The following is a 12910-nucleotide window of genomic DNA, read 5'->3' on the forward strand; positions in this document are numbered from 1 at the left end:
GGTGGCGATGCCCTCACTGTTCCGTGACCCGCCCTCGGTCGGGTTCCCGCCCACCCCGGGGACCGCCACGCCCGTCACCGGCCCGCCGCGTAGCCCTGGACCCCGCGGGGGTTCGCCGCCGCCGAGAGCACACCGGTGTCCGGGTCGAGCGTCACGGCCGACAGTCGCCCGAGCGACCAGTCCCCCGCCCGCGTCACCCGGTGGCCCCGGCGACGCAGCTCGGCGATGACGTCGTCGCCGAGCCGGTCCTCCACGACCGCGCCCGCCGGCGTCCACGTGCGCGGCCAGAACGAGCCCGGCATCGACGTGGTGTGCAGCGCGGGGGCGTCGATGGCCTGCTGCGGGGAGTAGCCGCCGACGATGGTGCGCAGGAGGTACAGCAGCTGCCACTGGTCCTGCTGGTCGCCGCCGGGCGACCCCAGTGCCGTCACCGGGCGACCACCGCGCAGCACGAGGGTGGGCGTGAGGGTGGTGCGGGGCCGTCGCCCGGGGGTGAGCGTGGCGGGCGAGCCCTCCTCCAGCCAGGTCATCTGCAGCCGTGAGCCGAGGCAGAACCCGAGCGCCGGGATGGTCGGTGAGGACTGGAGCCAGCCGCCCGAGGGCGTCGCCGAGATGATGTTGCCCCACCGGTCGACGATGTCGAGGTGGCAGGTGTCGCCCCGGGTCTCCCCCGTGGGGGCGACCGTGGGCTCGCCGAGCCCGGCCCGGGAGTTCTCGTGACCGGGGTCGTACTCCGTGCGCAGCGGCGGCAGGAAGGGCTCGTGCCCGGGTACCTGCCCCGGCCGCAGCTCCGCCGAAGCGTCGGCGGTGATGAGGGCGCGCCGGCTCGCGGCGTACTCCGCGCTCAGGAGGGTTGCCAGCGGGACGTCGGTGTCGCCGTAGTAGGCCTCGCGGTCGGCCAGGGCGAGCTTCTGCGCCTCGAGCACGGTGTGCGCACCGAGCGCGGTGGACGGGTCGAGGTGGGCGTCGTCGTAGCCGTCGAGGATCGCGAGGGTCTGGAGCAGGGCCGGTCCCTGCCCCCAGGCACCGGTCTTGGCGACGGTGTACCCGCGGAAGTCGAAGGTGACGGCCGGCTCGTAGGCCGCGGAGAAGGCCGCGAAGTCCTCGGCGGTGATGACGCCGGCGTGGTCGCCGCCGGTGGAGTGCCGGTGCGGCTCCGCGAGGAACGACGCCGCCTCCCGGGCGACGAACCCCTCCCGCCACTGGCGACGGGCCTCCTCGATGCGCCCGGCCCGGTCGCTCGCGCCCGCCTCCCCGGCCGCGACGAGCCGCTCGAGCGTGCGCGCGTACGCCTGGTTCCGGACCATCTCGCCGGGCGCGGGCGGCCGCCCGTGCGGCATCCACTGCCTCGCCGACGTGGGCCAGTGCTCGGTGAAGAGGTCCTCCACCGCCGCGATCGTCTCCCCCACCCGCGCCAGCACGGGGTGCCCGTCCCGGGCGTAGCCGACGGCGTACGCCAGGACGTCCGCCAGCTCCCACGTGCCGTGGTCGCGCAGGAGCACGAACCACGCGTCGACCGCACCGGGGACCGCGGCGGCCAGGGCCCCGGACCCGGGGACGAGGTCGAGCCCCTCGGCGAGGTAGTGCTCGCGCGACGCACCGGCCGGGGCGGGGCCCTGCCCCATGAGGACGGTGGGCGTGGGGTCCTCGGCGGTGGCGAAGATCGCCGTCATGTCGCCGCCGGGACCGTTGAGGTGGGGCTCGACGACGTGGAGGACGAAGCCGGCGGCGACCGCCGCGTCGAACGCGTTCCCGCCCCGCTCGAGGACCGACTGCGCGGTGCCGGTTGCGAGCCAGTGCGTCGTGGCCGACATCCCGAAGGTGCCGTGCAGGGTGGGCCGGGTGAGGAAGGTCGGGGGTGGGGTGAACTTCACTCTTCGACCCTAGTGGCGCCCAACGACGTCGCGCCCGGACCTCGCACGGGCTGTGGACGAGCGCTCAGCGGTCGTCGTCCTCGCGGTGGTGGAGCTCGGCGACGGCCCGGAGCTTCTCCAGGTCGAGCCGGTCGGCGGCGGCGACGGCGAGCCGTACGGGCGTCAGCGCGGTGAGGGTGGAGGTGCGGGTGCCGCCCTCGAGCACGGCGCGCTCCCCCAGCACCGCACCGGGGCCGACCTGGGCGATCTCCTTGCCGTCGACGTCGACCGTGAGGACGCCGTCCAGCACGAGGTAGATCTCGGTGCCCGGCTCGCCCTGGCGGGTGACGGTGGCCCCCGCGGGGAGTCGGCGGATCTCCGGCCGCTCGCCGCCGTGCATGATGCCGCCGGAGAGCTGACGCTCGAGCGCGCTCTCGGCCTCGACGACGAGCGCCTCGGAGTCCAGGTTGCCCCAGGGGGTGCGCGGGCCGAAGGAGTGCGCCAGCCACGAGTCCAGGTCGGTCAGCCCCGACTTCAGGCTCAGCGCACCGTCGGGGCCGTAGACCCAGTGCCGGGGGAACGCGGACGCACCGGGCATCGCGACGTCGACGTGGCCGTCGGGGTGCAGGGTGAGCGCGAGGGTCGTCCACACGATGGGGGCCTGCCACATCGCGAACGGCGCGTGCGGCACGGGCCGCGGCAGCGGCACCCCGGTCCGGCCGCCGACCGTCTGGGTGAAGTGGACGCTGCCCTGCTCGACCACCGGCTCCTCGCGCAGGGTGGGCAGGGCGTAGCCGCCGAAGGTGGCGCCCACGGAGGCGACCCGGACCGTCGTCGAGCCCATGACGACCCCGGACTCCGGCGCGAAGCCCCACTCCAGCGGCGTGCCGGTCTCGTCGAAGTCCACCCAGGCGGACAGGACGTTGGCGAAGCGGAAGCGGTCGTCGGCGCGCAGCCGGTGAACCTCCTCCGCGCCGCTGAGGTGGTCCACGGGCGGGGCGTCGTAGTGCGAGAGTCCCAGGTCCATCCCGGCCTTGAGCCACCCCCGCATGGAGTCCGACGGGATCCAGGAGAGGGAGGTGATGGTGGATTCGACCCGCATGGTGTGCTCCGCCCGTCGGTGACGCGATGGTCGTCATTCAACACGAGGCGGCGCTTGCCGGTCGAGGGTTCACGCCCCGGGCGACGACCGGGCGCCGACCAGACGACAACCGGGCTGCGACCGGGCTCCGGCCGGCGCACCAGGTCGCCGGTGGTCGTCGACAGCAGCCATCTCGGCAACCTCGCCGGCAGCGGATCCTGGGCTGGTGCGACGCCGCGCCCGTCAGAGCGGGTCGGTCCCCTCACCCTCGACCCGTCCGGACCCGGCCGGCGCGCCGACGAGGGCGAGCGCCTCCTCCACGGCGGCGTCCGCGTCGAGCTCGGCCCCGGCGGCGCGGTCCCGCTCCCAGCCGCCGTGGCCCTCGCGGACCTCCTCGACGGCGGCGGCGAACCAGGCGCGGTCCGGGGCCGGCAGGGGCAGGTCCGCGCGGGCGCGCATCTCCCCCGCGGCGCCCACGAGCCGGGCCGCGGCACTGGCCCGGCCGCGCTGCGCGGCGACCACGGCGGCGTGCTCGACGACGATCGCGGTGAGGTCGACGTCGCCCATCGAGGCGATCTCGCGACCGTGGCGGCGCAGCACGGCGGCGGCATCATCGGTGCGGCGCTCGTGGAGGTGGGTCCCGGCGATGTTCACGCGGGTGACGGCGATGCCCCACCGGTCGTCCAGCTCGAGCGTGTGCTGGAGCACCCGGTGGAAGATCTCCAGCGCCTCCGCCGGCCGGCCGGTGTCGAGGTGCACCAGGGCGAGGTTCGACATGGCACTGCACTGGCGGATGCGGTCCCCGCCCCGCTCGGCGACGGCGGCCGCCTCGGTGAGCAGCTCGCGCGCCTGGTCCGGCTCGCCGAGGACCCGGTGGACCACGCCGAGGGCGTTGAGCTCGCGGGCGACGCCGGCGTCGTCGCCCGTGCGCCGCCAGTACTCCAGGCACTCGGTGAGGAGCTCGCGCGCCGCGGGCACCTCGCCGTGCTCGAGGAGCAGCACCCCGAGCCCGTGCAGGGCACCGACGAGGTCCGCGGACTCGACGTCGCTGGCCACCCGGACCGCCTGCGCCAGCCAGCGCCGGCCCTCGGCCTGGTACCCGCAGCCGTACCAGAACCAACCCAGCTCCTCGCACAGTCGCAGGGCCAGGCCCAGCGCGCGCGGCGAGCCGTCCGGCCCCGCGCCCAACGCCCAGCGCAGCGCCCCGCGCAGGTTGCTCAGCCGGTCCTCGATCCGTCCCCGGGCGCGCAGGTACTCCGGGCCTCGCAGCCGCGGGACCTCCCGCTGGACGATGGCGAGGAAGTGCTCGGCGTGCCGCCGCCGGACGTCCGCGGCCTCGCCCGTCTCCGCGAGCCGCTCCCGGCCGAAGTCGGCGATGGTGCGGAGCAGCCGGACCCGCGGCTCCCCGTCGGGCCCCTCGGCGACGACGACGAGGTTGACGTCCATGAGCGCCGCGACCGTGTCGAGCGGGTCGTCCTCGTCGCCGAGGAGAGCGGCCACGTCGTCGAGGTCGAACTCCCCCTCGAAGACGCTGAGGTGCCGCAGCGCCCGCTGCCGCGCGGGGTCGAGGAGGTCGTAGCTCCAGGCGACGGCGTCGCGCAGGGTCCGCTGCCGCCCCGGTCGGCCGGCCTCGGACGCGGCGATGCCCAGGCTCTGGTCCAGGCGGGCCCGCATGGCCCGCGGGCCGAGCAACTTGGCGCGGGCGGCGACGAGCTCGATCGCCAGCGGGAGCCCGTCGAGACGGCGGCAGATGGCCGCGACGTCCTCGGCGTTGTCGGGCCCGACGACGAAGCCCGGGCGCACGAGCCTGGCCCGCTCGGCGAAGAGTGTCACCGCCGGCGAGCCCGCGACCGGCCGGCCGGGTCCGGGGACGGCGAGCGGGTCGAGCGGGTGCTCGTGCTCGCCCACGACGTGCAGCGCCCGGCGGGACGTCGCCAGGACGCGCGGCCCGGCGTCGGCGAGCGCGCGCACGACCTCGGCCGCGTCGGGGATCTGCTCGAGGTTGTCCAGGACCAGCAGGACCCGGCGGGGTGCGAGGTGGGCGAGCAGCATCTCGGGGGTGAGCTCCGCGCCGGCCAGGCCCACCGTCTCGGCCACGGTGGTCCACATGACCTTGCCCGTCCGCACAGCCGCGAGGGAGACGAAGTAGACGCCGTCCGGGAACGCGGCCTCCAGGCTCGCCGCCACCGCCATCGCCAGGCGGGACTTGCCCACCCCGGCCGGCCCGGTGAGGGTGACGACCGCGCCGGGCCCGGTGACGAGGCGCGTGAGGTCGGCCAGCTCCGCCTCCCGGCCGACCAGCGAGGTGCGTGGGACCGGGACGTTCGAGCCCGAGCCGAGGCTCCGGGGCGGCGGGAAGTCCGCCGGCAGGTCGTCGTCGAGGAGCTGGAAGAGACGCTCCGGCTGCGGGAGGTCCTTGAGCCGGTGGGCACCGACGTCGGCGGCGCGGGCGCCGTCGTCGCCGCGCACCAGCTGCCACGTCGCCTCGGTGAGCAGGACCTGGCCGCCGTGGGCGGCCCCGCACACGCGGGCGGCGCGGTGGACGTCCAGGCCGACGTAGCCGTCCTCGTGACGGACCGGCTCGCCCGTGTGCAGGCCCATGCGGACCCGTACCTGGGCCCCGCCCGGCCACGTCGCGGCGGTCAGCTCCCGCTGGGCCTCGCGCGCGGCGGCGACGGCGTCGACGGCGGAGGCGAAGGTGACGAAGAAGCTGTCGCCCTCGGTGCCCATCTCGTGCCCGTCGTGACGCCCGACGGCGGCGCGCACGATCGAGCGCTGGAGCGAGAGCACCTCCGCGTACCGGGGCCCGAGGTCGCGCAGGACCGCGGTGGAGCCCTCGATGTCGGTGAACAGCATCGAGACGGTGCCCTCGGGCAGGTGCGTCACGGCCACCCCACGGTTCGCGACCCCATGCCCTCTCCCGTCCACCGGCCCTGGGGCCATTGAACAGCAGACGACGCGCGACGGGGTGCGCGTCGATGTCCGAGAAGTCGTTGGCAGCGCCGCACCGCCGCACTAGGCTGCGACCCGCAGGGGGGCCTGCCACCACGAGCACTCCCAGGAGCCACGCATGTCGACCTTCGAGACCGACGAGCCGTTCGAGAGCACCGACGCCGAGTCCGACGCCCAGACCGCCGCGGTGCGCGGCCGCCCCGAGGACAGGGACCACCACGACAAGGGCCTCAAGGGCGGCAAGGACACCGAGAAGCACATGCTCTGACGGCGCCTGACGCCGTCCGACGCACCCGGACCAGCACCTCCGCACACAGACCCCTCCGTCTGGCCCCCGTCCGCCGGCCTGGTGCCCGCTGAGGACGGACGCACCCGTCCGCATGCGTGAGCACGGATCCGCCCGCAAGCGCGGCTCCGTGCTCGGCGCGCTCCGACCCGCCCTCGGCGCGGCACGGACCCGCTCTCGGCGCGCCACGGAACGGCCCTCGGCGTAGGCACGGACCCGCCCTCGCACGCGCCCGGCGTGCCCCCGCCGGGACCCCGTCGTCCCGGTATGTCCGGTACCTCCCGTCGGCATGCCGCCAAGATCTCTCGACATAGAGACTTTCGTCCCTGGCGGGTGCTACGTTGACGCCGTTCACGCCGCTGTGAGCCCGTTCACACACCGATGGGGGTCCGTGCATGTCGCACTCGCACTACGACGCGGAGGCGCATCTGCCGCCGCACCACAGCCCGCTCCCCGAGCTCGTCGAGGAGGAACGGACGCGCGAGCCCAGCGCCGAGGACTTCACCCGGGTGCAGTCGTCGGAGGAGTTCGTCCACCTGCGCAAGACCTTCCGGAGCTTCGCCTTCCCGATGACGGCGGTGTTCCTCGTCTGGTACTTCGCCTACGTCCTGCTGTCGACGTACGCCGAGTCGTTCATGTCGACCAAGGTCCTCGGCAACCTCAACCTCGGTCTGCTCCTCGGCCTGGCGCAGTTCGCCTCGACGTTCCTCATCACGTGGCTCTACGTGCGCCACGCCAACAAGTCGCTGGACCCCGTCGCGGCGAAGCTGCGCGGCGAGCTGGAGGGTGAGATCTGATGGACGTCGGAAACCCGTGGCTGAACATCGCGATCTTCCTCGCGTTCGTCGTCGTCACCCTGGTCATCGTCATCCGTGTCTCGCGCACGACGACGTCGGTCAGCGACTTCTACCACGGCGGCCGGGCCTTCTCGGGCCGCCAGAACGGCATCGCCATCGCCGGTGACTACCTCTCGGCGGCGTCCTTCCTCGGCATCGTCGGGGCCGTCGCGCTCTACGGCTACGACGGCCTGCTGTACTCCATCGGCTTCCTCGTCGCCTGGCTCGTGGCGCTGCTCCTCGTCGCCGAACCGCTGCGCAACACCGGCAAGTACACGATGGCCGACGTGCTCAGCTTCCGCATGAAGCAGCGCCCGGTGCGCACCGCTGCGGCGACCTCCACGCTCGCGGTGTCCTTCTTCTACCTGCTCGCCCAGATGGCCGGGGCGGGCGGTCTGGTCGCGCTGCTGCTGGGCATCGACGGCAAGTTCGGGCAGGGCCTGGTCATCGCCGTCGTCGGGGCGCTCATGATCGTCTACGTCCTCATCGGCGGCATGAAGGGCACCACCTGGGTGCAGATCATCAAGGCCGTGCTCCTCATCATCGGCGCCGGCGTCATGACGATCTGGGTCATGGCTCTCAACGGGATGAACCTCTCCGAGGTCGTCGGCTCCGCCATCTCGGCGCACCCCGAGGGGGCACGGATCGCCGAGCCGATGCTGCAGTACGGGGCGTCGGGCACCTCCAAGCTCGGGTTCGTCTCCCTGGCCATCGCGCTCGTCTTCGGCGCCGCCGGGCTGCCGCACGTGCTCATGCGGTTCTACACGGTGCCCACCGCCAAGGAGGCCCGCCGCTCGGTCACCTGGGCGATCGGTCTCATCGGCGCGTTCTACCTCTTCACCCTCGTCCTGGGCTTCGGGGCGGCCTACCTCGTGGGCGCCGACGCGATCCGCGCGGCGCCGGGCGGGGCGAACTCCGCCGCCCCGGCGCTGGCGTTCGAGCTCGGCGGCACCCTGCTGCTGGGGGTCATCGCGGCCGTCGCCTTCGCCACGATCCTCGCGGTCGTCGCGGGCCTGACCATCACCGCCGCCGCATCCTTCGCCCACGACATCTACAACGGTGTCATCAAGAACGGCGAGGCGGACCCGGCCCAGGAGGTCAAGGTCGCCCGTCGCACGGCGGTGACCATCGGGGCGATCTCGATCGTCGGGGGTGTCCTGGCGAACGGGCAGAACGTCGCGTTCCTCGTCTCGCTCGCCTTCGCCGTCGCGGCGAGCGCGAACCTGCCGTCGATCCTGTTCTCCCTGTACTGGAAGCGGTTCAACACCCGCGGGTCGGTGTGGAGCATCTACGGCGGCCTCGTCAGCGCGCTCGTCCTCATCATCTTCTCCCCGGTCGTCACCGGTTCGGAGACGGCGATGATCCCGGGCATCGACATCGCGTTCTTCCCGCTGTCGAACCCCGCGCTCGTCTCGGTCCCGCTGGGCTTCTTCCTCGGCTGGCTCGGCTCGGTGACGTCCGCCGAGCACGACGTGGCCAAGCAGGCCGAGATGGAGGTCCGGTCGATGACCGGCGCCGGCGCCGAGAAGGCCATCGTGCACTGAGTCCGCGCACGACCACGACGGCGGCCGGGATCACCCGGCCGCCGTCGTCCGTCCGCCGCCCCGCCGCGACCCTGCGGTAATCAGAACGGGGCGACCCGGGGCACCGTCGGGAAGATCTCGTCCAGCTCGGCGAGGTCGGCCGCGGACGGCACCCACGCGGCCGAGACCGCGTTCTGGCGCACCTGCTCCGCCGACGTCGCGCCGGCGATCACCGAGGCGACGGCCGGCCTGGAGGCGAGCCAGGAGAAGGCGACCTCGACCTCGCTCAGCCCCCGGTCGCGCGCGAAGGACCCGAACCGTGCGAGCTGGTCGAAGTCGGTGTCCTCGAGCAGGTGCTGCCGCGTCCGGGTGAGGCGGCTGCCCTCGGGGGCGGTGCCGCGCGAGTACTTCCCGGTGAGGAGGCCGTTGGCCAGCGGGAAGTACGGCAGGACGCCCAGGCCGTAGGCCTGTGCGGCCGGCAGCACCTCGAGCTCGGCGCGCCGGTCGAGGAGGTTGTAGTGGTTCTGCGCGGAGACGAAGCGGGTGAGCCCGCGGGCCCGGGCGACGTGCTCGGCGTCGGCGATCTGCCAGCCGGCCCGGTTGGAGTGGCCGACGTAGCGCACCTTGCCGGCGTGGACGAGGTCGTCGAGGGCCGCCAGCGTCTCCTCGACGGGAGTTCGCGGGTCGGGCGCGTGGAGCTGGTAGAGGTCGATCCAGTCGGTGCCGAGCCGGCGCAGCGACGCCTCGACCGCCCGCATGACGTAGCGCCGGGACCCTCTCGCCCCGAAGTCGGCGCCGTTGACGCCGTTCATGTCCATGCCGAACTTCGTCGCCACGACGACGTCCGCGCGGCGCCTGCCCAGCGCGCGCCCGAGCAGCTCCTCGCTGAGCCCCGGCTCGCGGCCGTAGACGTCGGCGGTGTCGAAGAACGTGACCCCCGCGTCGAGGGCCGCGTGCACGACCTCCGCTGCGCCCTCGGCGCTCTCGGTCCTCGTGCCGGCGCGGCCGAGGTTGTTGCACCCCAGGCCCACGACGGAGACGGAGAGGCCGGACGTGCCGAGCTGGTTGAGATCCATGAGCCCGACACTATCGACCGGGTGGCGTCCGCTCAGGTCCGGGGCACGATCCCCAGGTGCGCGAGCTGGGTGCGGGCGCTCTGGCCGGCCGCCGACTCCAGCGCGGGGTCGACGTCGCCGTAGACCCGCCGGACGACGTCCTCGGGGGTCCGGGCGCCGGCAGCCACGGCGGCCCGGACCTCGGCCAGCCGGGCGTTGCGGTGGGTGCGGATGTTCTCCAGCGCCGCGGCCGGCTCGTCCACGTGCGGACCGTGGCCGGGAGCGATGGCGACGACCTCGTGGCTGCGGGCGAGGGCGAGGAGCCGGTCGAGCGTGGCGAGGTAGGCGGTGACGTCGCCGTCCGGCCACGCCAGGACCGTGCTGCCCCGACCCAGGACGGTGTCCCCGGTTAGGAGCAGGCCGTCGGCGGGGAACAGCAGGCACACCGAGTCGGCCGTGTGGCCGGGCGTGGTGAGCACCGTCAGGCTCAGCGCACCGGCCGCCAGTGGCTCGCCGTCGGCGAACGGCTCGCCGCGTCCGGCCCCGCGGACCGGGGCGCCGGTGCGCTCGGCGAGCGCGTCGGCCCCGGCCGTGTGGTCGCGGTGGTGGTGGGTGAGCACGACGAGGGCGACGCGTCCGCCGTCGGCGGTGGCGACCTCGAGCACCCGGGCCAGGTGCCCGGCGTCGTCCGGGCCGGGGTCGACGACGACGACGTCGGTGCCCTCGCGCAGGACGTAGGTGTTCGTGCCGTCCAGGGTCATCGGGCCGGCGTTGGGGGCGAGCACACGGGTGGCCCGCTCGCTGACCTGCCGCACCGTCGTGGCGTCCATGGTCCGGAGCATACGGCGCATGGCCCGGCCGGGAGCGGGACTCGGGTCCGGCCCGCGGACCGGCCGCGGACCGGCCGGCGGGGCGGCGGGGCGGGGTGGGGCGGTGCGGTGCGGGTCAGTCGACCCGTACCCGCACGCCGTGCCAGCCCGTTGCGCCGTCGGGCAGCACCGGGCGGGTCTCCCCCGTCTGGACCTCGCCGTCCTGGTCGGTGGCCCGCACCTCGAGGAGGTGCTCGCCCGCACCCGCTCGCCAGCGGTAGACCCACTGCCGCCAGGTGTCGACGTCGAGCTCCCCCGCCAGCTCGGCCTCCTCCCACGCCCCGCCGTCGACGCGGACCTCGACCCGCGCGATCCCCGTGTGCTGCGCCCAGGCGACGCCGGCGACCGCGACCTCGCCCACCGCGAGCGAGGCCCCGGACCGGGGCACGTCGATCCGGGAGGAGATCTTCACCGGCCCCCGCTCGGACCACCCGCGGTCGGTCCAGTACGCGGTCTGGTCCTCGAAGCGGGTGACCTCGAGCTCGCTCACCCACTTCGTCGCCGAGACGTACCCGTAGAGGCCGGGCACGACCAGGCGCACGGGGTACCCGTGCTCGGGCGGCAGCGGCTCGCCGTTCATGGCGACGGCGAGGAGGGCGTCGCGCCCGTCGGTGAGGACCTCGAGCGGGGTCGAGGCCGAGAAGCCGTCGACGCTGCGGGACAGGACCATGTCCGCCCCCGCGGTGGGGCGGGCGCGGGTGAGGACCTCGCGCACGGGGACACCGACCCAGGCCGCGTTGCCGATGAGCGGGCCCCCGACCTCGTTGGAGACGCAGCACAGCGTCACCCACGCCTCGGTGAGCGACTCCGCGAGGAGGTCCTCGTAGGTCAGGACGACCTCCTCCTCGACCATGCCGTGCACCCGCAGCTGCCAGGTGGTCGCGTCGACCCGCGGGACGATGAACGCGGTGTCGATGCGGTAGAAGTCGTCGTTGGGCGTCACGAGCGGCGTCAGCCCGGCGACGGCGAGCTCGGCGCCGGCGGGGACCGGCGGGGCGGGGACGTCCGGCTCGGGCAGGGCGACGGCCGGCGGCGCGGGCCGTGCGGTCGAGCGGGCGACGGCAGCCGCGGCCACCGCGACGCCGGCGAGGAGCCCGGCGCCGATGAGGAGGGTGCGCCGGGCGGGGTCCGGGCGCGTGACGTACTGTCCCGCGGTGGGGCCGACCGCCGAGCCCGGCGTCGAGCCGTCGGGCGTGGTGCCGTCGCGGGTCAGCGCGCCCTCTCGGGTGAGCACGGCGTCCCGCGGGGTCAGCGGGGCGTCCCGCGGGGTCAGCGCGGCGTCCCGCGGGGTCAGCCCGGCGTCCCGCGGGGTCAGCGCGGGCAGCGCGAGCACGCCCACGACGGTGGCGGCCAGGACGGGCCACACCGCCGGCGCCCCGCCGTCAGGACGCGAGACCGTGGCAAGCGCAGCGACGGCGCCCAGCACCGCCACCAGCGCGCCGCCGGAAAGACGCCGGCGACGCTCCTCGGTCCCGGCGACGGCGGCCAGAGCCGTGACGACGACGGCGATCCCGGCGCCGAGGGCCACCTTGTCCGACGTGCCGAACCAGGCGATCGCGAGGTCCTTGAGCCAGCCCGGCGTGAGGTCGATGAACGCCTCGGCGACCGCCTCGACCGGGCCGGGCCCCGTGCCCGCCAGCGCGGCGAGGACCTCGGCGAGGGCGATGGTGACGCCGGTGACGGCGATCCCGAGAAGCGCCGCCGCGCCGCGGCCTGTCATGCAGGCAGCCTATGCGTCGGGGAGGCCACGAACCAGGTGGGGACGAGGGACGGTCGGGGCAACCGGGATCGACCCGCGCGAGGGCAGGCTCGGTCGGAGCGACGGCAGGCTCAGCCCGCCCGCTCGGCGTCGTGCATCCGCGGGTCGGCGTACTGCAGGACCAACCACGGGCTGAAGGCCCACGGAGCGGAGGAGACGGCGAGCGCGAGGTCGGTCCGGCCCACCCAGCGGTACTCCGCCACCTCGCCCGGCGCGGGCCTGGGCTCGCCGACCGCGGTCGCCGTGAACACCGGGCAGACCTCGTTCTCGACCACGCCCGACGCGTCGACGGCCCGGTAGCGGAAGTCCGGCAGGACGGGGCGGACGTCGACGACCTCGAGGCCGAGCTCGTCGCGCCCGCGGCGGTGGACGGCGTCGACCATGTCCTCCCTCGGGCCGGGGTGCCCGCAGAAGGAGTTGGTCCACACCCCGGGCCAGGTCTTCTTCGTCAGGGCCCGCCGGGTGACGAGCACCCGGCCGGCCCGATCGACGACGTGGCAGGAGAACGCCAGGTGCAGCGGGGTGTCGGCGGTGTGCACCGTGGCCTTGTCCGCCGCCCCGACGGGGCGACCCTCGTCGTCGAGCAGCACCACCAGCTCGCCGTCGCCGCTCGCCTCCGGCACGCGTGCCACCGTCCTCTCGCGCGCCCGCGGGCTGGGCGCTCGTCCCCGCGATCCTACGGTGGCCTTCCGCCGG

Annotated in this window: 10 protein-coding genes; 3 read left to right on the forward strand and 7 right to left on the reverse strand. The window is 74.8% G+C overall.

Translation table 11 applies throughout. The features are described 5' to 3' along the window. Positions 1 to 74: 74 nt before the first annotated feature. The 3 genes from AAEM63_RS10405 to AAEM63_RS10415 form a co-directional block, all read right to left on the reverse strand. Complete coding sequence (locus AAEM63_RS10405) at positions 75 to 1874, reverse strand: gamma-glutamyltransferase family protein (protein ID WP_341358200.1); 1800 nt, start codon at positions 1872 to 1874, stop codon at positions 75 to 77. A gap of 64 nt (positions 1875 to 1938) precedes the next feature. Next, positions 1939 to 2955 carry a cyclic nucleotide-binding domain-containing protein gene (locus tag AAEM63_RS10410; RefSeq protein ID WP_341358201.1) on the reverse strand — a complete coding sequence of 339 codons (1017 nt, stop codon included), beginning with the start codon at positions 2953 to 2955 and terminating at the stop codon, positions 1939 to 1941. 222 nt (positions 2956 to 3177) lie between these two features. Next, positions 3178 to 5820, reverse strand: coding sequence for a tetratricopeptide repeat protein (locus tag AAEM63_RS10415; RefSeq protein ID WP_341358202.1), 2643 nt, complete (start codon positions 5818 to 5820; stop codon positions 3178 to 3180). A gap of 184 nt (positions 5821 to 6004) precedes the next feature. Here AAEM63_RS10415 and AAEM63_RS10420 point away from each other — a divergent pair, with 184 nt between their 5' ends. The 3 genes from AAEM63_RS10420 to AAEM63_RS10430 all read left to right on the forward strand — a co-directional run bounded on the left by AAEM63_RS10420 (position 6005) and on the right by AAEM63_RS10430 (position 8552). Further along, positions 6005 to 6154, forward strand: coding sequence for a hypothetical protein (locus tag AAEM63_RS10420; protein WP_341358203.1), 150 nt, complete (start codon positions 6005 to 6007; stop codon positions 6152 to 6154). A 413-nt stretch (positions 6155 to 6567) separates the two neighbouring features. After that, on the forward strand, positions 6568 to 6969 hold the full coding sequence (locus AAEM63_RS10425; RefSeq protein ID WP_341358204.1) for a DUF485 domain-containing protein: 402 nt from the start codon (positions 6568 to 6570) through the stop codon (positions 6967 to 6969). Continuing rightward, positions 6969 to 8552, forward strand: coding sequence for a cation acetate symporter (locus tag AAEM63_RS10430; protein ID WP_341358205.1), 1584 nt, complete (start codon positions 6969 to 6971; stop codon positions 8550 to 8552). The genes AAEM63_RS10425 and AAEM63_RS10430 overlap by 1 nt, the downstream gene beginning before the upstream one ends. A gap of 80 nt (positions 8553 to 8632) precedes the next feature. On the opposite strand, the gene AAEM63_RS10435 is transcribed toward AAEM63_RS10430, so the two are convergent. The 4 genes from AAEM63_RS10435 to idi form a co-directional block, all read right to left on the reverse strand. Then, the gene (locus AAEM63_RS10435) at positions 8633 to 9607 is read right to left on the reverse strand and encodes an aldo/keto reductase (protein WP_341358206.1); all 975 of its coding nucleotides are present in this window, start codon (positions 9605 to 9607) and stop codon (positions 8633 to 8635) included. Positions 9608 to 9639: 32 nt separating this feature from the next. Further along, on the reverse strand, positions 9640 to 10416 hold the full coding sequence (locus tag AAEM63_RS10440; RefSeq protein ID WP_341358207.1) for an MBL fold metallo-hydrolase: 777 nt from the start codon (positions 10414 to 10416) through the stop codon (positions 9640 to 9642). Between the two features lie 115 nt (positions 10417 to 10531). Continuing rightward, positions 10532 to 12175: a molybdopterin-dependent oxidoreductase gene (locus AAEM63_RS10445; protein WP_341358208.1), complete on the reverse strand. Its 1644-nt coding sequence runs from the start codon at positions 12173 to 12175 to the stop codon at positions 10532 to 10534. A gap of 110 nt (positions 12176 to 12285) precedes the next feature. After that, entirely contained in the window at positions 12286 to 12837 is a 552-nt protein-coding gene (idi, locus tag AAEM63_RS10450) for an isopentenyl-diphosphate Delta-isomerase (protein WP_341358209.1), read from the reverse strand. Positions 12838 to 12910: the final 73 nt, after the last annotated feature.

The organism is Georgenia sp. M64 (assembly GCF_038049925.1).
GTDB lineage: Bacteria > Actinomycetota > Actinomycetes > Actinomycetales > Actinomycetaceae > Georgenia.